Source organism: Streptosporangium sp. NPDC002721 (assembly GCF_042888905.1).
Taxonomy (GTDB): domain Bacteria; phylum Actinomycetota; class Actinomycetes; order Streptosporangiales; family Streptosporangiaceae; genus Streptosporangium.
Genome location: NZ_JBIAQI010000028.1, coordinates 123201 through 144704 on the forward strand (window position 1 = coordinate 123201; position 21504 = coordinate 144704).

Consider the following 21504-nt stretch of genomic DNA (forward strand, 5'->3'; position numbering starts at 1 on the left):
CCGAGCTTCGGCTCGATGTGGCGAAGTGTGCCACGAAGGAGGAGCTCGCCGAGGTCAAGCGGGACGTCGGCGAGTTGAAGGAGAACTACAGGACCATGGACGGGAAGCTCGACAAGATGATCCTTTTTCTGGGGATCCCGCAGAGCTGAGAAGACCGTCAGGAAGGGCGGACCACGGGGGTGCCGGTGAGGCGGGCGCCGGCGGAGCCGAGTTCGGCGAGGGCGGCCTCGGTGGTGGGGGCGGCCACCCCGGCGGTGAGATCGAGCAGCACCTGAACGGACAGGCCGTGCGCGACCGCGTCCAGGGCGGTGGCCCGCACGCAGTGGTCGGTGGCGATGCCGACGACGTCCACCGCGTCCACCCGGCGCTCGCCGAGCCAGTCGGCCAGGCTCGTACCGTCGGAGGTGACGCCCTCGAAGCCGCTGTAGGCGCCGCTGTGGGCGCCCTTGCTGAACACCTCCTCGACGCGGGCGGTGTCGAAGGCGGGATGGAAGTCCGAGCCCGGTGTCCCGGCGACGCAGTGGACGGGCCAGGTGCTCACGTAGTCGGGTTCGGCGGCGAAGTGGGAGCCGGGGTCGACGTGATAGTCGCGGGTGGCCACGACGTGGTCGTAGCCGTGCGAGGCGGCGTGCAGGGAGATGGCGGCGGCCACCTCGGCGCCGCCGCCGACCGGAAGGCTGCCGCCCTCGCAGAAGTCGTTCTGGACGTCGACGATGATGAGTGCGGTTGGCATGTGATCAGTCAAACACGGTGGGGATCGCGGCGTAGCCGCGGGACAGCTGGTAGGCGTTCGGGGGCAGCTCGGCGACGGCCTCGCGGTGCCGCACGCGGGCGGCGTCCAGCTTCTCGCGGCCGACGACCTCTCCCTTCCTGACCAGCGCAACCTGCAGCGGGCGGGCGGCCGAGGGGGTCTCGCCCGAGACGGTGACCAGCTCGGCGACCGCCGTGCCGTCGGCGTCGAGCTCGCGGAAGGCCTCCTTGCGCCCGCCCCGGCTGGGCTTGCCCACCGACTTCTTGGCCACCGGCCGCATGATCCCCTCGGCGTCCTCGCGGGCGACGAGCTTGTAGACCAGGGCGGCGGTGGGGGAGCCGGAGCCGGTGACCAGCGACGTGCCGACGCCGTAGCCGTCCACGGGGGCCGAGGCCAGCGCGGCGATGGCGTACTCGTCGAGGTCGCTGGTGACGATGATCCGGGTCTTGTGGGCGCCGAGCGCGTCGAGCTGCTCGCGGACCTCGTGGGCGACCTGGCCGAGGTCGCCGGAGTCGAGGCGGACCGCTCCCAGGGAGGGACCCGCGAGTTCCACAGCGGTCCGTACGGCCCGGGCCACGTCGTAGGTGTCCACGAGCAGGGTGGTGGCGGGGCCGAGGGAGGCGATCTGGGCCTGGAAGGCCTGTTCCTCGGAGTCGTGGAGCAGGGTGAACGCGTGGGCCGCGGTCCCGGCGGTCGGGATGCCGTACTCGCGGCCCGCCATGAGGTTGGAGGTGGAGGAGAACCCGCAGAGGTAGGCGGCCCGTGCCGCGGCCACGGCCGCCGCCTCGTGGGTGCGCCGCGAGCCCATCTCGATGAGGGGCCTGGTCCCGGCCGCGCGGATCATGCGCGTGGCGGCGGTGGCGATCGCGCAGTCGTGGTTGAGGATCGACAGGATCATGGTCTCCAGGAGTACGGCCTCGGCGAACGTGCCCTCCACCGTCATGATCGGGGAACCGGGGAAGTAGCACTCGCCCTCGGCGTAGCCGTCCACCTTCCCGGAGAACCGGTACCCGGCGAGGAACTCCAGGGTGGGCTCGTCGACCACCTCGTTGTCCCGCAGGAACGCCAGGGACTCCTCGTCGAAGCGGAAGGACTCCAGCGCGTCCAGCACCCGGCCGGTCCCCGCCACGACCCCGTAGCGCCGCCCGCCGGGCAGCTGGCGCGCGAACACCTCGAAGACCGCCCGCCTGGAGGCGGCCCCGCTTCTCAGCGCCGCCTCCAGCATCGTCAGCTCATAGTGATCGGTAAGCAACGCGGTGCTCATGCTCTTTGTCACGAGTCGAAGACTAAGCCCGGGGTAGGGCAGACTGGTGAATGTGGGTAGCACCGCTCCAACGGAGGTCGAGCGTCCGTCAATCGACGTGAGGCCGGATCTGCCATGGTTGACGATCGTCTGGAACGACCCGGTCAACCTGATGTCCTATGTGACGTACGTCTTCCAGTCCGTTTTCGGATATTCCAAGGAGAAGGCGGAGAAGTTGATGCTCGACGTGCACCACAAGGGTAAGGCCGTGGTCTCCAGCGGCACCCGCGAGGAGATGGAGCGCGACGCGCAGATCATGCACTCGTACGGGCTGTGGGCCACCGTCCAGCGGGATTCGTGAGCGCGCGGGAGGTCCGGCGCCACCCGTCGCCGCGCGGCGGAGGACGGCCGGGCCCGGGGCGTTCGGGCGTGCGGCGGGCGCATGTCGAGCGGGTGCATACCGAGCGGACGCATATCGAGCGGGTGCATACCGAGCGGGTGCATACCGAGCGGACGGATTCCGGACTGGCGGATTTCGGGCAGGTGGGTTCCGCGCGGCGGGCGGGTCTCGGGCGGAGTCCGCGAGGAATGGTGGGCGAGAGATGAGTTCGGGGTTCAAGCCGGGGCGCGAGGGCGGCGTGGTCACGGGTTTCGACGCCGCCGAGGTGTCGATCCTGCGCTCGCTGGTCACCCAGATCCTTGGCCTGATAGAGCCGGGGGAGACCGGTGACGACCCCCTGGAGAAGGCGCTCGGCATCGGCGCCTCCGAGCAGTCCGACGACCCGGTGCTGGCCCGGCTGTTCCCCTCGGCGTACGAGGACGGCGAGGCGGCCGCGGAGTTCCGCAGATACACCGAGGCGACGCTGCGCGAGGGCAAGCGGGCCGACGCCCAGATGATGCTCGACAGCGCGGAGCCCGGCCGGGTCGAGCTGACCAGGGAGCAGGCGCAGGCGTGGATGCGCGCGCTGAACGACGTGCGGCTCGCCCTCGGCACCCGGCTGGAGGTGACCGAGGAGGTGCACGACGAGATCGCCGACATGTCGGAGAGCGACCCCCGCTATCCGGCGTACGTCATCTACGACTGGCTGACCTACCTCCAGGACACCCTAGTCCGCGCCCTTTGGTAACTTCCAGTCATGCTCACGATCTCTCGGGAACTGGTCGACAGGATCATCGCGCACGCTCGGGCGGACCACCCCGACGAGGCCTGCGGCGTGATCGCCGGGCCGGTCGGTTCCGACTCTCCCGAACGGTTCGTCGCGATGGAGAACGCCGAGCGGTCGCCGACGTTCTACCGGTTCGACTCGCTGGAGCAGCTGCGCGTCTGGCGGGAGATGGACGACCGCGACGAGGAGCCGGTGGTCATCTACCACTCCCACACCGCCACCGAGGCCTACCCCTCCCGCACCGACATCTCCTACGCCTCCGAGCCGAACGCCCACTATGTGCTGGTCTCCACCCGTGAGGAGCTGGGGGAGCAGGCCGAGTTCCGCTCATACCGGATCGTCGAGGGCGTCGTGAGCGAGGAGGAGGTGACGATCACCTCCGGGTGATCGTCGGCGCCCGAAGCCGGTCCCGGGGTTCGCGGGGCACCGGTGTCCGGTGGGGCCGTGAGGTGAATGGCCCCTTTGGGTAAGCTGGTGGGCATGCTGACCGCCGCCCCGAGCCAGGAGGACGTGGTGCTCTCGCGTCCTGGCCCCCGGGCACGGCACGCGGGTGTCGCGCCCGTACAGAACTTCCTGTTCGCGCACACGCCCTCCGTCGTCGTCTACGACTGTCGCTGACCGGTTCTTCCGCTGGAATCCCCCGGTGCCCGCCGGTGTTCTGATCCGGTGGGCTTCACTCCCATGACGACACAAGGAGATTGACCCGCGATGGCCATCGAGGTTCGCATTCCGACCATCCTGCGCACCTACACCGACGGTGCCAAAGCCGTCGACGCCAAGGGCGCCACGCTCGAGGAGCTCATCGGCGACCTGGAGGCCCGGCACCCCGGGCTGAGGGACCGCCTGGTCGACAAGGGCGCGCTGCGCCGCTTCGTGAACGTCTACCTGAACGACGAGGACGTCCGCTTCCTGGGCGGGCTGGAGACGCCGGTCGCCGACGGCGACACGGTCACCGTCCTGCCCGCCGTGGCCGGAGGCTCCCGCTAGCCGCGCGGCGCCGCCCGTCCCGCACGACCGGGGCGGGCGGCGCACGCCGCGGTTCCAGGGCCGTCACCACAGGGCCAACCCGAGGCAGCAGGGCCAACTCGAAGCACAAGGCCAACCCGAAGCACAAGGCCAACCCGAAGCACAAGGCCAACCCGAGGCGGAAGCCGTACACCATGCGTTTTGACTCACTGATCGAATCGGTCGGCCGGACCCCGCTGGTCGGCCTGCCCAGGCTCTCGCCGTCGGAGGACGTGCGGATCTGGGCCAAGCTCGAAGACCGCAACCCGACAGGTTCGATCAAGGACCGCCCGGCGCTGTGGATGATCGAGCAGGCGGAGAAGGACGGGCTGCTCCAGCCGGGCTGCACGATCCTCGAACCCACGAGCGGCAACACCGGCATCTCGCTGGCGATGTCCGCGAAGCTCAAGGGCTACAACCTGATCTGTGTGATGCCGGAGAACACCTCCGAGGAGCGCCGCCAGCTGCTGCGCATGTGGGGGGCGCGGATCATCTCCTCGCCCGCGGCGGGCGGCTCCAACGAGGCGGTCAGGGTCGCCAAGGGCCTGGCGGAGGAGAACCCCGACTGGGTGATGCTCTACCAGTACGGCAACCCGGCCAACTGGCGCTCGCACTACGAGTCGACGGGGCCGGAGATCCTGGAGGATCTGCCGTCCGTCACCCACTTCGTGGCAGGGCTGGGCACCACGGGCACCCTGATGGGCGTCGGCAGGTTCCTGCGCGAGCGCGTCCCCGACGTGAGGATCGTCGCCGCCGAGCCGCGTTACGGCGAGCTGGTCTACGGGCTGCGCAACGTGGACGAGGGCTTCATCCCCGAGCTGTACGACGCCGACGTCCTGACCACGCGTTTCTCGGTCTCCTCCGCCGACGCGCTCCGGCGCACCCGGGAGCTGCTGGCCGGGGAGGGCATCTTCGCGGGCGTCTCCACCGGGGCCGCCCTGCACGCCGCGCTCGGCATGGCGGCCAAGGCCGTCAAGGCGGGCGAGCGGGCCGACATCGTGTTCGTGGTCGCGGACGGCGGCTGGAAGTACCTGTCCACCGGTGCTTACGAGGGGACGCTGGACGAGGCGGAGGAGCGGCTCGAAGGCCAGCTCTGGGCCTGACACATAACCGCGCCGCCCGATCCGGGAAGCCCTTGCTCGGGAATCCGAGTCGGGGAAGGGCTTCTCGCGGTGACGGGAGCGGCGGAGAACGCGACGGCGTACGGCGAGTGGAACGACGGAGGGCGGGCGTCCCGGTGGGACGCCCGCCCTCGTCGTCCCCGGGTGGGGACGATCCCCGGCGGACCGGAGCCCGGCCGGGGATCTGGGGAGGCCCGATCGAACAGGATCAGGGAGCCGGACAGATCAGGTGGATCAGGTGAGTCGGGTGGATCGGGTTGGACCGGGTGATGGGTGATCTGTGATCACCCATCAGGTCGATCAGGTCAGTTGAACAGGAGCCTCAGCGAGAAGGTCGCCTCGCTGCCCGACTGGGTACCGCTGATGCCCACGGCGCGGAGCACCTGGAGGTTGGCCTTGTCCTCGCCCTGGAGGCCGCTGAGATAGAGGTTCTCCACCTTGTCCAGGTCGGCGTAGACCGCGAAGGTCGCCTCACCGGCGTTGGGGATCGCGAGCTGGAAGGTCTCGCTGTCGCCCAGGGCGCCGTCCTTGTTGAGTTCGGCGGCGTAGTTCTGCTCGCTGGCCAGGACGAAGACGCCGTCGCCGGGGACCTTGGCGAGCGGCGGGACGGCCGTCCCGGAGTCCGCGAGGAACTTCTCGATCTTGCCGACGACCTCCTGCGCCTTGGCCGGGTCAGTGACGATCTTCGCGCCGATCTTCGGCTGGTTGCCGTCGAGGCCGTTGGAGTCGATGGCGAGGGTGATGTTCTTGCCGAGCAGCGTCACCAGGTCGTCGGGGAGCGCCAGGCCGTACCGCTGCTTGGCCTGGTCGGCGAACTGCTGGACGCCGCCGCCCGCGGCCTGGTCGGCCGACTTCATGACCTGCGCCCACTGCTTGCCGATCACCTCGCCGAGACCGGAGATCGAGATCGCTCCGGCGGTGGAGGCCGGGAGCGTGCCGATCTTGGAGGCCTCGGGGGTGCCCATGTCCAGGCTCTCGGCGCCGCGGCTGACGCCCGCGAGCTCGACGTACTCGCCGTCGAAGCGAAGGGCGCCCGCCACGCGGACGTTCTTGATCTGGGCGAGGGTGGCGGGGTCCTGGGTCGCCAGCTCGGGAGCGAGCCCGGCGAGCTTGCCCGCGTCCGCCCAGAAGGAGAGGACGCCGGTCTCGCCCAGGGCGCTCAGGTCGTCGGAGAAGTTGGCGTTGGCCGACAGCGGCTCGGAAGCGGCGGCCCTATCGGCTTCTGCCTGGGTCGCGGTGAGCAGCGCGTAGTCGTCGCGGAACGCGATGCCGTACTTCTCCTTGCCCATCAGCTTGGCGATGCCCGCCTTGGCCTTGTCCTGGTCGGTGACCTGGACGGCCACCACGACGCCCGGCTCGGCGCCCGCCTTGGCCGGGGGCAGCGCGGCCAGGCCGGCGCGGACGCCGAGCCACGGCTCGATGTCGGTGGCGTAATTGATCTTGCCGAGGCTGTCGGCGTCCTTCTTGAGCAGGTCGAAGAACGCCTGGCGCGGGTCCTCGCCGGTGAAGGAGTCCTTGGTGGTCGTGAACTTCCTGGCGATGTTGAACAGCGCCACCTTCTGGTTCGCGGCCGGGTCGAGGTCGAGGCGGACGTAGCCGAGGGCGTTGCCGGGCAGCACGTCGTGCGGCTGCGTGCCGCCGCCGCTGAGCAGGTTGATCGCGAAGAAGCCGCCGCCGCCCACGAGGGCCACGACCAGCGCGACGATCGCCGCGAGCAGCCAGCCCTTACCGCCGCCCTTGCGCGCGGGGGGTCCGGCCGGGGGTCCGGCGCTCAGGAAGTCGGGGCCCTGCTGCCAGTTTCCGGCCTGCTGGCCGTACGCCTGCTGACCGTAGCCCTGCTGTTGCTGCTGGTATCCGGGCTGCTGCTGGCCGTAGGGCTGACCGGCCTGCTGGCCGTACGCCTGCTGGCCGTAGTTCTGCTGCCCGTAAGGCTGCTGCGGCTGCTGGGTGTTCTGCTGGATGTTCTGCTGGGGGTAGGGCTGGCCCTGCTGCGGGTAGGGCTGCCCCTGCTGGTAGCCGCCGGAAGGCTGGGAATAGCCCGGCTGGCCGTTCTGCGGATAGGCCTGGGTGTGCGGCTGGTCGTTCTGCTGCGCGCCCTCGTTCCATCGGTAGGCGATCGTCCTGTCGGGGTTCTGACCCGGCGTGGGCGACTGGTCGGGGGGAATGTTGGCAGGCATGATCACTCACAAGGTGGGCTTAGCGGATAGGGAGAAGTTAGTGCACTTTGCTAGCAACCCGCTTGCATTGAACTAACTACGTGATTGGTGCATCTAACACGGATCAACCCCTGCTCAACGGGGTTTTATGGACCATTGTCTGCTTTGCCGCCCTGTTCTCGCAGGTCACTGCCGTTTCTTCCGTACCATCGCCCCTCGCTTCTTTGTACGGACTTCGCCGTCGCGGACGACTTTGATTTCGCGGGCTCGGGGCCGGTCCGGTTCCGGCTGACGGGTTATGCGAGGCTGGCTCGGCTTTTGTGGGCGGGCCGGCTCGACCGGGTCGTTCGGGGGTGGGGGAGGCGAAGGCCGTACGGAATGGGTAAAGTGGCCTCTCTAGAACAAGGTTCGGGAGCGTGGATGACGAAGTTCGACGAGGCGACAGCGGCCATCAGGGTGGACGAGACCACCTACGACGTGTGCCTCGACACCGGATACTCGATCGGCGGTCCCCTCAACGGCGGCTACCTGATGGCCGTGCTGCTGCGCGCGGTCGTGGACGCCTCCCCCCACGAGCACCCGGTGACCACGAGCGTCCAGTTCCTGCGCGCGGCCCGGCCGGGTCCCGCGCAGGTGCGCGTGGAGCAGGTCAAGACCGGCCGCACCGCCACGATGGCCCGGGCGACCCTGCTCCAGGACGGCAAGCCCTTCATCGAGGGGATCGTCACGACCGCGACCCTCGGCGACGCGGTCCCCGACTGGACGGACGAGCCCTCGGTGGCGATGCCGCCGATCGAGGAGTGCGTCTCGCTGCCCGCTCCCAAGGCCGAGTCGAACATGACGCTCAACGCCCAGATGGAGCTGGTCTTCGACCCTCCCACCATCGGCTGGCTCGCCGGGAAGCCCACCGGCAGGCCCGAGGCCCGCGCCTACTTCCGGCTGGCCGAGCCGCAGGACCCCGACCCGTACGTGCTGGCGCTGGCCGTGGACGCCCTCCCGCCGGTGGTCTTCTCCGCCGGGGGGCGTGGCTGGGCGCCCACGGTCGACCTCACCTGGCACCTGCGCGCCCTGCCCGCCCCCGGCTGGCTCACCCTCATCGCCGGAGGCCGCCTGATCAGCGACGGCTGGTTCGACGAGGAGGTCGAGGTCTGGGACTCCGCCGGCCGCCTGGTCGCCCAGTCCCGCCAGCTGGCCCGCGTCGGGCGAGGCTGACATCCCGGGCCACCGGCCTCGTACCGCGTCGTGCGATCCGAGACGTCACGCCCGCGTGGTGCGATCAGAGATGTCACGAAAAATACATGGCTGAGCTGGTAATCGGCGTTGTGAGGATTCTTACCGTGATCGGTCGTCCCAGGTCGCCTAGCCTTGGGAACTGTGTCGCAGGCGAGTATCGGAATCTTTGACAGTGGTGTCGGTGGTCTCACGGTGGCCCGGGCGATCATCGACCAGTTGCCCAACGAGTCGATCTTCTATGTGGCCGACACGGCGAGGCAGCCGTACGGCCCCAAGAGCATCGCGCAGGTCCGCGCCTACGCGCTGGAGGTGATGGACCACCTCGTCGAGCACGACGTCAAGATGCTGGTGATCGCGTGCAACAGCGCCAGCGCGGCCGTGCTCCGCGACGCCCGGGAGCGTTACGACGTCCCGGTCGTCGAGGTGATCCAGCCCGCGACGCGCCGTGCCGTGCGGGCCACCCGCAACGGCAGGGTCGGGGTGATCGGGACCAGGGCCACGATCGCGTCGATGGCCTACCAGGACGCGTTCGCCGCGGCCCCCGACGTCCGGCTGACCGGGGTGGCGGCGCCGCGCCTGGTGGAGTTCGTCGAGCGGGGGGAGACGATGAGTGACGAGCTCATCGACGTCATCCGCGACTACCTGGAGCCGGTGCTCGCCGACGGGTGCGACACGCTGATCCTGGGATGTACGCACTACCCGCTCCTCGCCGGGCCGATCTCCTATGTGGTGGGAGACGGCGTCACGCTGGTGTCCAGCGCCGACGAGACGGCCAAGGACGTCTACCGCGTCCTGCACGACCGGAGCCTGGCCGCCGTAGGGGGCGTGCCCGGGCACCGTTTCCGCGCCACCGGAGACGCGGGCCTCTTCGCCGACCTCGGACGACGGTTCCTCGGACCGGAGATCCAGGCGGTCGAGGTGGCGGTGGTGGGGGATGTCCCGAACAACGGGCATCGCGTGTGACGGTGCCCGGGCGCTCCGTAGGGGGAGCGCCCGGGATCGGCGGACGAAGGGGGACGGACACCGGCCACCGGCGCCCGCGCCGTGGCACGCGGCGCCGCACAGTAACCGTAGGAGGCCGCCGTGAAATTGACGATCATTGGATGCTCGGGGAGTTTCCCCGGGCCTGACAGCCCCTCCTCCTGCTATCTGCTGGAGGCGGAGGGGTTCCGCATGCTGCTCGACTTCGGGAACGGCGCGCTCGGCGCCCTCCAGAAGTACATGGGCCTGTACGACGTGGACGCGATATGCCTGTCGCACCTGCACGCCGACCACTGCCTCGACATGTGCCCGTACCACGTGGTCCGCACCTACTCCCCGCGGGGCCCGCTGCCCCGGGTGCCGGTGTACGCCCCCGCCGACGCGCGCAGGCGGCTGAACTCCGCCTACGCGATGCCGGACGAGCCGCCGCTCGACACGGCCTTCGACTTCGTGGGGCTGACACCGGGGACGTTCGAGGTCGGCCCGTTCGAGGTGACGGCCGCGCTGGTCAACCATCCCGTGGAGACCTACGGGTTCAGGGTCTCCCACGGGGGACGCTCGGTGGCCTACTCCGGCGACACCGGCGAGAGCGCCGAGCTGGTCAAGCTCGCCTCGGGGGCCGACGTGCTCCTGTGCGAGGCGTCCCACCTCGACAGGCCCGGCCTCCCCGACGATCTGCACCTGAACGGCCGCCAGGCGGCCGAGCACGCGGCCAGGGCGGACGTGGACACCCTGGTCCTCACTCATCTGGTGCCCTGGAACGACCGCGACCGCGTCCTGGAGGACGCCTCCCGCGGCGGGTTCGGCGGGCGCATGGAACTCGCACGGAGCGGGGCCCGGTATGACCTAGGGTGAGGTCCATGGCTCGTGCAGATGGACGTTCTCCCGATCAACTCCGCCCCGTCACCATCACCCGCGACTGGCTCGCGCACGCCGAGGGTTCGGTGCTCGTCGAGTTCGGCGGCACCAAGGTGCTCTGTGCCGCCTCCGTGCAGGACAGCGTGCCGCGCTGGCGCCGGGGCAGCGGTCAGGGCTGGATCACGGCCGAGTACGCCATGCTGCCCCGCGCCACCAACACCCGCAACGACCGCGAGTCGGTACGCGGCAAGATCGGCGGCCGTACGCACGAGATCTCCCGCCTGATCGGCCGCTCCCTGCGCGCCTGCGTCGACTACAAGACGCTGGGCGAGAACTCGATCGTCATCGACTGCGACGTGCTCCAGGCCGACGGCGGCACCCGCACCGCCGCCATCACCGGGGCGTACGTGGCACTGGTCGACGCGGTCGCGTGGATGCGCAAGCGCAAGATGTGCGGCGGGGACCCGCTGGTCGACTCGGTCGCGGCCGTCTCCGTCGGCGTCGTCGGCTCCACGCCACTGCTCGACCTCTGCTACACCGAGGACGTCGCAGCCGAGACGGACATGAACGTGGTGATGACGGGCTCCGGCGAGTTCGTCGAGGTCCAGGGCACCGCCGAGGGCAAGCCGTTCGACCGCGCCGCCCTCGACGAGCTGCTCGACCTGGGTGCGGCCGGGTGCGCCGAGCTCACCCGCCTCCAGCGGGAGGCACTGGCATGAGCGAGTCCGGTACGAACGAGGCCGGCGCGGCCGGGGCCGGTGCGACCAAGGCGCGCGTCGTCCTCGCCACCCGGAACGCCGGGAAGATCGCCGAGCTGCGCCGGATCCTGGCCGACGCCTCGATCCCGGTGGAGATCGTCGGGCTCGAGGAGTTCCCCGAGATCGGCGACGTCGCCGAGACCGGCCTCACCTTCGCGGAGAACGCCCTGCTCAAGGCGCACGCGGTCGCCCGGCAGTCCGGCCTGCCCGCGATCGCCGACGACTCCGGCCTCTGCGTCGACGCCCTGAACGGCATGCCCGGCATCTTCTCCGCCCGCTGGTCGGGACGGCACGGCGACGACCCGGCCAACCTCGCCCTGCTGCTCGCCCAGGTCTCCGACGTGCCCGAGGAGCACCGGGGCGCGCACTTCGCGTGCGCGGCGGCCCTCGCCCTCCCGTCGGGGGAGGAGCGGGTGACCGAGGGCGCCCTGCGCGGCGTGATCATCACCGCCCCGCGCGGCACCGGCGGCTTCGGCTACGACCCGATCCTCGTCCCCGAGGGCGAGACCCGGACCACCGCCGAGCTGTCGGCGGCGGAGAAGGACGCCATCAGCCACCGTGGCCGCGCCTTCCGCGCCCTGGCCCCGATCATCGCCGAAGTGGTCGCCTGACCTCACCGGCTCGCCGCGCGGCCGGGGCTGTAATCGGGGCGTAAGAATCTCAGGTCCCGTATGGGCGTAGCGTCGGAGTCATGCAGAGCAACAGGCGCATGCCCTCCTGGGCCTCGGCGCTGATCGGCCTGGTGTCCGGCGCGATCGCGGTGGGGGTGTCACTGCTCGTCGCGGGCCTGGTGAAACCCGCCGCCTTCCCGGTTGTCGCGGTCGGCAACGCCGTTGTCGACCTCACCCCCGCTCCGCTGAAGGAATGGGCGATCCGCACCTTCGGCGAGAGCGACAAGACCGTGTTGCTCGCCGGGATCCTGCTGATCCTGGCCGCGATCGCCGCCGCGCTGGGAAGGGCCGCCGTCCGCGACCTCCGGTACGGGCTGACGGGGCTGGCCGTGTTCGGCCTCATCGGCATCGCCGCCGTGCTGACCCGCCCCGGCTCCGGGCCCATGGACGTCGTCCCGACGCTGGCCGGGGTCGGCGCGGCCATGCTCGCCCTGCGATGGCTCGTCCGCCGATCCCTCGTACCCGCCGACTCCTCGGCCTTGGCCGAGCCGTACTCCGGTGCCGTGGGCGCGGCGGGGCCCGCGCACCTGCCGGAGGCGGGGGAACGCCATGATCCGCCGGCACCGCCCGTCATGCGGGCGGGGAACGACCTGCGCGCCTTCGACCGCAGGGGCCTGCTGACCGGGGCGGTCGGCGGCGTGGTCGTCGCCGGGATCGCGGGAGCGGCCGGGCGGATGTTCTCAGGGCAGGCCGAGGTGAGCGCGGCGCGCGGCGCCGTCACGCTGCCCCGGCCCGCGAAACCCCTCGCCGCGCTGCCCGCCGGGGTCGACCTCAGGATCAAGGGCCTGTCGCCGTTCGTCACCCCCAACATCGACTTCTACCGGGTCGACACCGCCCTGATGGTCCCCCAGGTCGACCCGCGCGACTGGACCCTCACCATCCACGGCATGGTCGACAGGCCCGTGGAGCTCACCTTCGCCGACCTGATGAAACGCGCCGTGGTCGAGGCCGACGTCACGCTCTGCTGCGTCTCCAACGAGGTCGGCGGCCCCTACATCGGCAACGCCCGCTGGCTGGGCGTGAGCCTGGCCGGGGTGCTGCGCGACGCGGGCGTCCAGAAGGACGCGGACATGCTGCTCAGTACCTCCGCCGACGGCTGGACCGCCGGAAGCCCGGCCGACGTCGTCATGGACGGCCGCGACTCCCTGCTCGCCTTCGGCATGAACGGCCGGCCGCTCCCCGTCGACCACGGCTTCCCGGTCCGCCAGGTCGTTCCCGGGCTCTACGGCTACGTCTCGGCCACCAAGTGGGTCACCGACATCAAGGTCACCCGCTTCGACCGGGACGAGGCCTACTGGACCCCCAGGGGCTGGTCCGCCAAGGGACCGATCAAGACGGAGTCGCGCATCGACCTGCCCAGGGACGGCGCGACCGTCCCGGCGGGCAAGACCGTCGTCGCGGGTGTCGCCTGGGCCCAGCACAAGGGCGTCGACGCGGTCGAGGTCCGCGTCGACCAGGGGAAGTGGCGCCAGGCCCGCCTCGCCGAGGCCCCCACCGCCGACACCTGGCGCCAGTGGGTCCTCGACGACTGGGACGCCACCCCCGGCAGCCACACCATCGAGGTCCGCGCCACCGACGCCACCGGCTACACCCAGACCGGCGACCGCGCCCCCATCGCCCCGGACGGCGCCACCGGCTGGCACACCATCACGGTCGAAGTCGCTTGAACCGGGCTGTGATTTCGTACCCCTCGCAGCTGGGACGGGTGAGTTGCACCCCCGCTTGTGCGGGACGCACACCCGCAACGAAACCGGGCTGGCGTGGCTGCCAGGATCACCCCCGCGTGTGCGGGAAGAACCCGATCTGGATGATGATGTCTCGCGCGTTGATCGAATCACTCCCGCGCGTGCGGGACGGACGTCATCTCGCTGGGCCTGAACCTCTACCACGCCGGATCACCCCCGCGCGTGCGGGACGGATTACGAATCCAAGGCGAATCAACAGGTCAAGGAAGGACCACCCCGCGTGTGCGAGGCCGACACCCTGGACAACCTTGATGCCAAGTGAGGTCAGGGACCACCCCCGCGAGTGCCCTCCTTGGCAGGCTCAGGTGAGCGTCCACAAGTTCCCGGCGATGGGAAAGGGACTGCCGATCATCTGGGCGACCTCTTCCCAGGTCTCAGGCTTATCGGGCAGGTGCTGGCGTTGCACGGTGGCCAGCCGCTGGGCGCAGGTGGTGAGGATGTCGCGCCGCCCGTGAGGGTGAATCTCTTCCCAGCCGTCGGGGTCGGCGTCGGCGGCGATCTGTTCGGCGACCTTGTCCAGCGACAGGTCCAGGCCGCCGTCGTCGTCGGGTTGGGTCTCGGCCAGTTGGGCGGAGATCCGCCGGGCCAGGTAGATGTCACAGGCCTCGGTGATCTGGGCGAGGAAGTCAGCAACCACGTTCACGGCCGCGAGGATGTGCGCGGCCTTGCGCGCCTCGGGCGGGAGAGTACCGAGGTCGGCGAAGTCGACCACGGTTACCCCGTCGATCCCGGCAGCGGCTTCGCGGACCAGCTGGTGCAGGTCGACCTCGTCGTTGTGGTCGGGTCATGGCCGCGGGGACGGCCCTGCCGGACAGGAGTCCAGGGTTCTGTCCGCCGGCCGCGGCCGGTGCCGCTCACGGATCAGCGGCCGGGTTCTGCCAGCAGCAACGAATTGAGGGTGCCGTACCCGAGACCACCCTTAAGAGCTTCGCAAGTGCCGTCGGTGAGTAGTTCCCGGGCGGCCCGTGCGACCAGCCCGTAGGCCGCCTCGGCGATCGAGGATCCAGCACTCACACGGGCCACGCCCAACGCCGCGAGCGCGGGCACGGTGAGAGTCCCAGGACTCGCCAGGACGTTCACCGGCACCGGCACCGCACGCACGAGCGCCGTGATGGTCTGCGCGTCCAGAGCCCTGAGAACGAACACCCCGTCGGCGCCGGCCGCCACGTAGGCCTCGGCCCGGGCCAGGGTTTCCTTCAGCCAGACCGTGAGATCCCCGCCCGGTAGACGGTGCGTGTCGATTCGGGCGTTGATGAACAGCGGCACACCAGCGGTGTCCGCGGCGCCGCGGGCGGCCGCGATGCGCTCGGACTGCTCCGGGATGGGACGCAGCGGGGCCGGGCCTGCGCGAAGTGAGTCCTCCAGGTTGACGCCGACGGCTCCGGCGGCGAGCACGCCCCGCACGGTCTCGGCCACCCCTGCGGGATCGGGCGCGTAGCCGCTTTCGACGTCGGCTGTCACCGGGACGCCGACCGCTGCGGCGACCCGGGCGATCAGGTCGAGGCCACGGTCCCGGTCCAGGTGGTCGCCGTCTCCGTACCCCAGGGCCCACGAGACACCGGCGCTGGTGGTGGCGACCGCGGCAGCGCCGGCGTCCGTCACGATACGCGCGGAGGCGACGTCCCAGGCGTTGGGCAACACCAGCGGCCGACCGGGGACATGCATCGAACGGAACAACAGGGCCTTATCACGAAGTGCTGTCATATCGGTTATTCCATCAGACGGTACCAAAACCAGGTAAAACCTATTCAGGGTGTCATCAACTAACGGGTCACCAACCCCAAAAGAGCAAGAAGCCGCAGGTCAACGGCGTTCCCTTGGAGACCGTGACGGTTTGGGGCCCTCGTACTCTTTCCGGGAGAACCTCCACCGGCCTAGGCGATCACCCCGGCCGATGACCGGTGACACGCTCGTCAACGACACCCCGTGACCAGGCGGCCGATCGAAGCGGGTTCGGTGACGGCCACGCCGGCCCGCCCGAACACGGTCTTGGACGATCGCGGGCCGGGTGTCCCGCTCGCCGTCGGATCACCTGTCAGGTGTCGTGTACGCCTGTACGGGGAGCCCGTCGAACAAGCTGACAACAAGATCTCCTTGTGGATGGCGTGGGCGATCCGAAACCGCGGACCCCGCCACGGGAACAACTCCCGGTCTCCGGAACGAGGAAACGATGAAACCGCCTTCACGGCAAAGATGGCGCCGGACGTCCCACGAAGGGATCCACATGAGGAAGCTCGCCGTTCGGTTCACCTGCCTGCTCACCCTGGGTGCCGGCATCATGCCCGCATCCGGCACGGCGCTGGCGGCCACACCGGCTTTGGCACCCTCCGGCACCACGGCGGCCAGCCACTGCGTGGCCGACAGGTACGGGAAAGGACTGGGTTGCTACAGCAGCCTGTCCCGGGCGATCCGGGTCGCCAACGCGGCCGGTTACGCCGTGGCCGTGCTCTACGACTGGGTCAACTACGACTCCCGCGGCGACACCGTGACCATCTCCGTCCCTCGCGACTGCAGCAGGAGTACGTCCGGCAAGGCGGACTACGAGTTCAAGAGGCTGGACCACATGGGCTGGGGCGACCGGGTCAGCTCGGTGAACACCCGGCTGGGCAACGGCACGCGCTGCGACGTGTTCTTCCACACCGACATAGACCTCGTACAGGACTGCGCCGGCAAGCGGTGGATCGACAAGTACGGGCACCTCGGCCACTACGGCTGCTACAAACGTGCGAGCTCGTTCAGGCTGAGCTGATCGCTCCCGAACCCACCGCCCGGGAGGACGGGGACATCGCCGACCCCCGGGCGCAGTCTCCTCCCCGTTCCCCAGGGAAGAACGCGGCCGCGAGGCCGGCGTCGGGAGCCGGGATGCCCCCGATCGCGAACCCTGGGCCGTGAGCTCCGGGACCGCGAGCTCACGGTCTCCCGGCTGCCAGGGCGGCAAGGTGGCACCGGAGCACGGCGAGCATCGCCTCGGCGCCAGGCGGCCGGGATGCGGCACCGCCTGCAGGGACGACCCGTCGAGCAGGGCGCACAAGCGGCGAGGCTCCAGCGCGACGCCGGCGTCCCGCGGTAGGCGGCCGGCGTCGTGGGTCCCCTCCGGAACGCGGATGACCGGCGAGGGCAGCCCGTCGCGGAGCTCGTCGGCGTGGAAGCGCAACCGCGGGCGGCGGTGACGAAGGCCGCGCGAACTCCTATGCCGAGCAGTGAGGACGCAGGATCTCGAACCGGCGAGCGCCGGGGCAGGCGTTCGCGGACGCCGGCTGGCGTCAGGGAATCGGGCGGGGTGTGTCGGGCCGGTCGAGGAGGGCCAGACCGGTCTGAGTGGGGTGGTGCAGAACGTTGCTGTGATGCCTGCGCGTCGTGATCAGGCCCGCCTCGCGCAGCACGGCGGTGTGCTGGCTGATCGCCGCCGACGAGATGTCCAGGCCGCGGGCCAGGGCGCCGGTGGTGGTCAGGCCGTCGGCGATGGCGGTGAGTACCGACGCGCGGGTACGCCCGAGGAGATTGGCCAGCGCCCGCTGCGACGGGCCGCCCGTCCAGATGCCCGCCGCGTGGTCGACGCCGAGCGCGGCAGGGAAGATCAGGGTGTAGTCGGCGGGATTGCCCGGATCGTACATCACCCCTGGAAAGCGCAGGAAGAACGACGGCATCAGCAGCAGCCCCCGCCCGTCGAGGACGAAGTCGTCGTCGAACTGGTTACCGGCATCGATATGGAGGGTCGGCGGCGACCACCGGATGTTCGGGTGCAGGCTGGACAGCAGCCCGTCGACCCCGTGGTCGAGCAGGATCGTGCCGCGCCGGGCGCGCTCGGCGTCGAGGTGCGCGCGAACGCCCCGCCAATGCGGGGCGACGGCGACATGGTGGTACGCCTGCACCGTGGACAGCACCTCCCGCCGGGCGGCGAGGGTGTCGACGAGCCCGGCCAGCGCGGCCGGGACCCGGCCGTGGTGGCCGGCGTAGAAGTCCAGCTCCGCCCGGACGGCCTGCCGGGGGCTGGCCAGGAAGGTCTCGGCACTCTGGGCCAGGTCACGGCCCGGCCCGGCGAGCAGCGCCAGGTCGAAGCTCGGCAGTCGCGCGGGGGTGATGGCGGCCAGGACGGCGAACCGCGAGTCAACGCCGCCGCGCACCCGGCGCCGCCACGCACCGAACTTCGTCTCCTCTGCCCGTCCGCGTAGCGCGTACAGGCTGAACAGCGTCTCGGCCATGGGACCCAACGTCGGCGCCACCCGCACCCGCGTTAGATCGTCGGCAGTGAAGTGAATCCTGTGCATCGCTTCCTCACATTCGCATCGGAATCACCGTCACAGCATGCCGCCACGCGGCCACACAAGGCTCTGAGCGGCACGGTTAAGCCAAGACTTACAAGCCTCGCGGCGCTTGGTTTCTTCCTGCGACAGTGAGCGGGCCGCCTTTCCGGAGAGAAAGGAAGAAGCAAGCCAACATGGCGGCCCGAAATCCTGCCACGCCCTCGCCGTACCGAATGCGCCAAGCCGACGGCTCCTGCTCAGCGGGTGACCGGCGAAGGCAGTCCCGAAAGAACTGACCTACCACATCATGGAGATACGAGCCACATCATGGAGATACAAGTGAAACTCTGGTTCAGAGCGATCATCGGTGCCACCCTTCTGGTCGGCGTTCTCGGTGTCCCCGGCGTTCAGGCGGTAGCCGCCTTACCCTCAGGGCCGTCCCCCGGCCCTTCGATCGGCGTCGGAGATCCCCTTCCGGAGGGAAAGCACTGTCGTGTCGTGCTCGACAAACTACGCCCGGGGGAGAAAATCTCGCGAGTGCTCTCGCGGACCTGCGCCGACCGTCAGGAGAGCCTGAACATCAATCAGGATCTTCTCATCATGACGTGGTACCAGGACTTGAACTACGGAGGCCTTTCCACGGTGGTGGAAGGCGCGTACGGGCCGTGTGACGCCAACGGCTACGGAATCCGGGACACCGGCGCATGGGTCGCGGGATGGCGGAACATCATCACCTCGTACAAGGTGTGGAACAACTGCTACTACAGCCTCTATTACACCGCGATCAATTATGGCGGTGACGGATCGCACCCCGTGCACGAGGGCAACAATTCCTACGTAGGTGATCACTTCAACGACAGGGTCCGATCGATTCTCATCTGGGGACCCAACTAGGCCGTGTTTCGAAAGATCACGAGGGGTTGGGCGTGTCGGTGATCGTTGAACGAAGAGGTCTCCGGTAGTTGGTTCAACGACCAAGAAGAACGAAATACCGGAGACCTCGTGGCCAGCGTAGTGGTGACGAGGCGGCACGACCTCACTGACGCGCAGTGGGCGGCGCTGGAGCCGCACCTGCCTGCCGCGTCGGGCAAGGGGCGTCCGCCGAAGTGGAGCAGGCGGCAGTTGATCGACGGGATCCGGTGGCGGATTCGGACCGGGGCACCATGGCGGGACGTGCCGGGCTGCTACGGTCACTGGTTCACCGTGTACGGCCTGTTCCGCCACTGGCAGCGAGCGGGGAACTGGGCACAGATCCTGGCGGCGTTGCAGGCGTGTGCGGACGCTGCCGGGAAGATCGACTGGACGGTGAGCGTGGACTCCACCATCGTCCGGGCTCACCAGCACGCCGCCGGAGCACGGCGACAGGGGCACCTGCAAAAGGAGCCGCCCGGTGGTGTGCACGGTGAGCCCGCCGATCACGCGCTGGGGCGCTCGCGCGGCGGGCTGACCACCAAGACCCATGTGGCCTGTGAGCAGGGCCGCAAGCTGATGGCTGCGGTGGTGACCGCCGGGCAGCGGGGCGACAGCCCGCAGTTCACCCCGGTGCTGGCCAAGGTTCGGGTGGCCCGCATCGGCGGCGGCCGTCCCCGGACCCGCCCGGACCGGGTCCTGGCCGACAAGGCCTACACCAGCAAGGCCAACCGGACTCATCTTCGCCGGCGTGGGATCAAGGCGTGCATCCCGAGCAAGGCCGATCAGGACGCTCACCGCAAGGCCAAGGGATCGAAGGGAGGTCGCCCGCCCTCCTTCGACCCCGCGCTCTACCGGCTGCGCCACGCTGTGGAGTGCGGCATCAACGTGCTCAAAGGCAATCGCAGCCTGGCCACCCGTTACGACAAGCTCGCCGTACGCTACGAAGCCGTTGTCATCATCGCTGCGATCAACCAGTGGCTCAACGCCTTATGAAACGCGGCCTAGCCCCGCGCTGTTCCTCAACACCCGCGGCGGCCGGCGGAGACGGGGTGGATCAGGTGGAAGCCGGGCTGGCGTTGCGCATAGATCGGGCCGAGTTTCGGATCACCAAGCTGCTCGGGAAGCGGCCGCAGTCCCGTCCGCGGGTCACCAGCGTCCGCTTTTTCATCCCCCGGCCACAAGCCGGTCCCCGCTGGTTCGTGGCCAGGACGTTGTACGCCGGATCCTCCTCACGCATCGATTTGGTCTTTCGAGAGGGCGCGAAGGGGTGGCGCCTGGTCGCCGGGACCGTCACGCCGGGGGGTCAGAAAATGCATGCCAGGGGATATGGAGCGCTCCGTCCATATGTCGTGCCCGAGACTCTGGAGGAGCTCACCGGGCCGGTCGATGGTGTGATCATGCTGCCTAGGCATCTCGACTGGGGGCCGAAGCGCAGTTACCGCCTGAATCAGATCGCCGATGCGCGGCTGCTGTACATGCGGGTGATCCGGGAAAGCGCGACTCCTGCGGATCTGCGGCAGTTCCTCAACGCCGCGATGCTGCGCAGGCTCTGGCCGGAGCTGGTGCTGCCGCCACCCGTCCGCGCGCTGTGGATCGCTCGTTTTCCCGAGCTGCAGCGCCAAGCCGCCTAATGGATGACTACCATCGCCGTCTCGCACGGATCGCTTTGGAAGCAGCGGGTGAGCATGGGTTCGCCCTGGCGGGCGGTTATGCCGTACAGGCCTATGGCGTGCTTCAACGCCCCAGCGAGGACATAGACCTGTTCACCTCCAGCGTCCGGAACGATTTCGTCGACGGGGTCACCAAGGTGGAACTGGCTGCCGATCTCCGCTCGCATCCGCCGGTCACCATGGAGATCGGACCGGTCGTGCATCTCGACGACGTTGCCGGAGGCAAGGTCGAGGCACTGTTTACCCGGGCCGAAGTCCGCGACTTCATCGACGTGGACGCCCTGCTGACCAGTGGCCGTTTCTCCAGAGAACGGCTACTCGACCTCGCCGCGTCCCGCGATCTCGGATTCGACAGGGCGGTCTTCGCCCAGATGCTCTCCGCGATTGATCTCTACCCCGACAGCGAGTTCATCGCTTATGGCCTGACTGAACTGCAGGTCCATACGCTCCGATCCCATTTCGCCGACTGGCGCGCAGCGCTCGCTCAGGGCGGTCTGGACGATGGTAAAGATTAAAATTGAAGGGGGTCTTAGCTCTGCCGTCCCGATTTGGAAGGGTTACCCCCGCATATGCGGGGCGGGCGACACCACTACTGGTAACACCGCCTGCTACCTGGGATCACCCCCGCGCCTGCGGGGCCGATCTGGTGAAGTTCCACTCCCGGTTCCGCAAGGAGGGACCACCCCCGCCTGTGCGGGGCCAACCTGGAGCGGGCACTCTACACCGACGGCAACGTTGGACCATCCCCGCGCGTGCGGGGGCTGACAGCATCCACACCTACCCCGAAGCCGGAACCTGCGGATCACCCCCGCGTGTGCGAGGCGGACGGCGGCGCCGTCACTGATCTGGAACCGTTCAACGGATCATCCCCGCGAATGCGGGACGGACGGCCGAGGGTTGCGTCCACGGAGGTGGTGTACGAGTTTCCCTAGGTAGCAGGCGTGGCGCCGTGAAATGAGGACGGCCATCGCGTGATCCTTCGAGTGCGAA

The 21504-nt window shown here is 69.5% G+C and carries 23 protein-coding genes; 17 read left to right on the plus strand and 6 right to left on the minus strand.

The genetic code is table 11. The features are described from left to right. Positions 1-157: 157 nt before the first annotated feature. Positions 158-733 carry an isochorismatase family protein gene (locus tag ACFYWM_RS34575; RefSeq protein WP_389922666.1) on the minus strand — a complete coding sequence of 192 codons (576 nt, stop codon included), beginning with the start codon at positions 731-733 and terminating at the stop codon, positions 158-160. Between the two features lie 4 nt (positions 734-737). Continuing rightward, positions 738-2015, minus strand: coding sequence for a nicotinate phosphoribosyltransferase (locus tag ACFYWM_RS34580; RefSeq protein ID WP_389922721.1), 1278 nt, complete (start codon positions 2013-2015; stop codon positions 738-740). Positions 2016-2067: 52 nt separating this feature from the next. On the opposite strand from ACFYWM_RS34580, the gene clpS reads away from it, so the two are divergent. From clpS to ACFYWM_RS34610, 6 genes are all read left to right on the plus strand, one after another. Beyond that, positions 2068-2355 (plus strand): ATP-dependent Clp protease adapter ClpS, encoded by a 288-nt coding sequence (gene clpS / locus ACFYWM_RS34585; protein ID WP_329091067.1) that lies wholly within the window; start codon positions 2068-2070, stop codon positions 2353-2355. Positions 2356-2596: 241 nt separating this feature from the next. Further along, positions 2597-3121, plus strand: a complete 525-nt coding sequence (locus tag ACFYWM_RS34590; RefSeq protein WP_389922669.1) for a DUF2017 domain-containing protein — start codon at positions 2597-2599, stop codon at positions 3119-3121. A gap of 9 nt (positions 3122-3130) precedes the next feature. Further along, complete coding sequence (locus ACFYWM_RS34595) at positions 3131-3547, plus strand: Mov34/MPN/PAD-1 family protein (protein ID WP_389922672.1); 417 nt, start codon at positions 3131-3133, stop codon at positions 3545-3547. A 66-nt stretch (positions 3548-3613) separates the two neighbouring features. Then, positions 3614-3778, plus strand: coding sequence for a hypothetical protein (locus tag ACFYWM_RS34600; RefSeq protein WP_386155561.1), 165 nt, complete (start codon positions 3614-3616; stop codon positions 3776-3778). A 90-nt stretch (positions 3779-3868) separates the two neighbouring features. Then, a complete protein-coding gene (locus ACFYWM_RS34605) occupies positions 3869-4147 on the plus strand; it encodes a MoaD/ThiS family protein (RefSeq protein ID WP_389922675.1) in 279 nt (92 codons plus the stop codon). Between the two features lie 173 nt (positions 4148-4320). Next, entirely contained in the window at positions 4321-5268 is a 948-nt protein-coding gene (locus ACFYWM_RS34610; RefSeq protein WP_389922678.1) for a PLP-dependent cysteine synthase family protein, read from the plus strand. Positions 5269-5591: 323 nt separating this feature from the next. Here ACFYWM_RS34610 and ACFYWM_RS34615 read toward each other — a convergent pair whose 3' ends face one another. Continuing rightward, positions 5592-7463, minus strand: coding sequence for a DUF3352 domain-containing protein (locus ACFYWM_RS34615; protein ID WP_389922680.1), 1872 nt, complete (start codon positions 7461-7463; stop codon positions 5592-5594). Between the two features lie 399 nt (positions 7464-7862). Between ACFYWM_RS34615 and ACFYWM_RS34620 the strand changes: the two genes are divergently transcribed. The 6 genes from ACFYWM_RS34620 to ACFYWM_RS34645 all read left to right on the plus strand — a co-directional run bounded on the left by ACFYWM_RS34620 (position 7863) and on the right by ACFYWM_RS34645 (position 13610). Further along, entirely contained in the window at positions 7863-8654 is a 792-nt protein-coding gene (locus ACFYWM_RS34620; RefSeq protein ID WP_389922683.1) for a thioesterase family protein, read from the plus strand. Positions 8655-8816: 162 nt separating this feature from the next. After that, positions 8817-9638, plus strand: a complete 822-nt coding sequence (murI, locus tag ACFYWM_RS34625) for a glutamate racemase (RefSeq protein ID WP_389922686.1) — start codon at positions 8817-8819, stop codon at positions 9636-9638. Between the two features lie 120 nt (positions 9639-9758). Continuing rightward, complete coding sequence (locus ACFYWM_RS34630; protein ID WP_389922688.1) at positions 9759-10511, plus strand: MBL fold metallo-hydrolase; 753 nt, start codon at positions 9759-9761, stop codon at positions 10509-10511. Positions 10512-10516: 5 nt separating this feature from the next. Continuing rightward, entirely contained in the window at positions 10517-11233 is a 717-nt protein-coding gene (gene rph, locus ACFYWM_RS34635; RefSeq protein WP_389922691.1) for a ribonuclease PH, read from the plus strand. Then, complete coding sequence (rdgB, locus tag ACFYWM_RS34640) at positions 11230-11883, plus strand: RdgB/HAM1 family non-canonical purine NTP pyrophosphatase (RefSeq protein ID WP_389922694.1); 654 nt, start codon at positions 11230-11232, stop codon at positions 11881-11883. The genes rph and rdgB overlap by 4 nt, the downstream gene beginning before the upstream one ends. Before the next feature lie 80 nt (positions 11884-11963). Next, positions 11964-13610, plus strand: a complete 1647-nt coding sequence (locus ACFYWM_RS34645; RefSeq protein ID WP_389922697.1) for a molybdopterin-dependent oxidoreductase — start codon at positions 11964-11966, stop codon at positions 13608-13610. A 379-nt stretch (positions 13611-13989) separates the two neighbouring features. Here the strand turns inward: ACFYWM_RS34645 and ACFYWM_RS34650 are convergent, their stop codons facing one another. Together ACFYWM_RS34650 and ACFYWM_RS34655 are read right to left on the minus strand one after the other, a co-directional pair. Continuing rightward, the gene (locus ACFYWM_RS34650) at positions 13990-14400 is read right to left on the minus strand and encodes a hypothetical protein (protein WP_389922700.1); all 411 of its coding nucleotides are present in this window, start codon (positions 14398-14400) and stop codon (positions 13990-13992) included. A gap of 149 nt (positions 14401-14549) precedes the next feature. Further along, positions 14550-15392, minus strand: coding sequence for an isocitrate lyase/phosphoenolpyruvate mutase family protein (locus ACFYWM_RS34655; protein WP_389922702.1), 843 nt, complete (start codon positions 15390-15392; stop codon positions 14550-14552). Positions 15393-15912: 520 nt separating this feature from the next. Between ACFYWM_RS34655 and ACFYWM_RS34660 the strand changes: the two genes are divergently transcribed. After that, positions 15913-16437 carry a hypothetical protein gene (locus ACFYWM_RS34660; RefSeq protein ID WP_389922705.1) on the plus strand — a complete coding sequence of 175 codons (525 nt, stop codon included), beginning with the start codon at positions 15913-15915 and terminating at the stop codon, positions 16435-16437. Positions 16438-16951: 514 nt separating this feature from the next. On the opposite strand, the gene ACFYWM_RS34665 is transcribed toward ACFYWM_RS34660, so the two are convergent. Beyond that, the gene (locus ACFYWM_RS34665) at positions 16952-17890 is read right to left on the minus strand and encodes an ArsR/SmtB family transcription factor (protein WP_389922707.1); all 939 of its coding nucleotides are present in this window, start codon (positions 17888-17890) and stop codon (positions 16952-16954) included. Positions 17891-18259: 369 nt separating this feature from the next. Here ACFYWM_RS34665 and ACFYWM_RS34670 point away from each other — a divergent pair, with 369 nt between their 5' ends. The 4 genes from ACFYWM_RS34670 (at position 18260) to ACFYWM_RS34685 (ending at position 21029) form a co-directional block, all read left to right on the plus strand. Continuing rightward, positions 18260-18826, plus strand: coding sequence for a hypothetical protein (locus ACFYWM_RS34670; protein ID WP_389922710.1), 567 nt, complete (start codon positions 18260-18262; stop codon positions 18824-18826). A gap of 123 nt (positions 18827-18949) precedes the next feature. Next, positions 18950-19837, plus strand: a complete 888-nt coding sequence (locus ACFYWM_RS34675; RefSeq protein WP_389922724.1) for an IS5 family transposase — start codon at positions 18950-18952, stop codon at positions 19835-19837. A 56-nt stretch (positions 19838-19893) separates the two neighbouring features. Further along, complete coding sequence (locus ACFYWM_RS34680; RefSeq protein ID WP_389922712.1) at positions 19894-20475, plus strand: hypothetical protein; 582 nt, start codon at positions 19894-19896, stop codon at positions 20473-20475. Further along, positions 20475-21029, plus strand: coding sequence for a nucleotidyl transferase AbiEii/AbiGii toxin family protein (locus ACFYWM_RS34685; RefSeq protein WP_389922714.1), 555 nt, complete (start codon positions 20475-20477; stop codon positions 21027-21029). The genes ACFYWM_RS34680 and ACFYWM_RS34685 overlap by 1 nt, the downstream gene beginning before the upstream one ends. Positions 21030-21504 lie beyond the last annotated feature (475 nt).

Bases quoted from the DNA above. Each gene is read 5' to 3' on its own strand.
- ACFYWM_RS34575 (WP_389922666.1), bottom strand. From the start codon at position 733: ATGCCAACCGCACTCATCATCGTCGACGTCCAGAACGACTTCTGCGAG.
- ACFYWM_RS34580 (WP_389922721.1), bottom strand. From the start codon at position 2,015: ATGAGCACCGCGTTGCTTACCGATCACTATGAGCTGACGATGCTGGAG.
- ACFYWM_RS34590 (WP_389922669.1), top strand. From the start codon at position 2,597: ATGAGTTCGGGGTTCAAGCCGGGGCGCGAGGGCGGCGTGGTCACGGGT.
- ACFYWM_RS34595 (WP_389922672.1), top strand. From the start codon at position 3,131: ATGCTCACGATCTCTCGGGAACTGGTCGACAGGATCATCGCGCACGCT.
- ACFYWM_RS34600 (WP_386155561.1), top strand. From the start codon at position 3,614: ATGGCCCCTTTGGGTAAGCTGGTGGGCATGCTGACCGCCGCCCCGAGC.
- ACFYWM_RS34605 (WP_389922675.1), top strand. From the start codon at position 3,869: ATGGCCATCGAGGTTCGCATTCCGACCATCCTGCGCACCTACACCGAC.
- ACFYWM_RS34610 (WP_389922678.1), top strand. From the start codon at position 4,321: ATGCGTTTTGACTCACTGATCGAATCGGTCGGCCGGACCCCGCTGGTC.
- ACFYWM_RS34615 (WP_389922680.1), bottom strand. From the start codon at position 7,463: ATGCCTGCCAACATTCCCCCCGACCAGTCGCCCACGCCGGGTCAGAAC.
- ACFYWM_RS34620 (WP_389922683.1), top strand. From the start codon at position 7,863: ATGACGAAGTTCGACGAGGCGACAGCGGCCATCAGGGTGGACGAGACC.
- rph (WP_389922691.1), top strand. From the start codon at position 10,517: ATGGCTCGTGCAGATGGACGTTCTCCCGATCAACTCCGCCCCGTCACC.
- rdgB (WP_389922694.1), top strand. From the start codon at position 11,230: ATGAGCGAGTCCGGTACGAACGAGGCCGGCGCGGCCGGGGCCGGTGCG.
- ACFYWM_RS34645 (WP_389922697.1), top strand. From the start codon at position 11,964: ATGCAGAGCAACAGGCGCATGCCCTCCTGGGCCTCGGCGCTGATCGGC.
- ACFYWM_RS34655 (WP_389922702.1), bottom strand. From the start codon at position 15,392: ATGACAGCACTTCGTGATAAGGCCCTGTTGTTCCGTTCGATGCATGTC.
- ACFYWM_RS34660 (WP_389922705.1), top strand. From the start codon at position 15,913: ATGAGGAAGCTCGCCGTTCGGTTCACCTGCCTGCTCACCCTGGGTGCC.
- ACFYWM_RS34665 (WP_389922707.1), bottom strand. From the start codon at position 17,890: ATGGCCGAGACGCTGTTCAGCCTGTACGCGCTACGCGGACGGGCAGAG.
- ACFYWM_RS34670 (WP_389922710.1), top strand. From the start codon at position 18,260: ATGGAGATACAAGTGAAACTCTGGTTCAGAGCGATCATCGGTGCCACC.
- ACFYWM_RS34685 (WP_389922714.1), top strand. From the start codon at position 20,475: ATGGATGACTACCATCGCCGTCTCGCACGGATCGCTTTGGAAGCAGCG.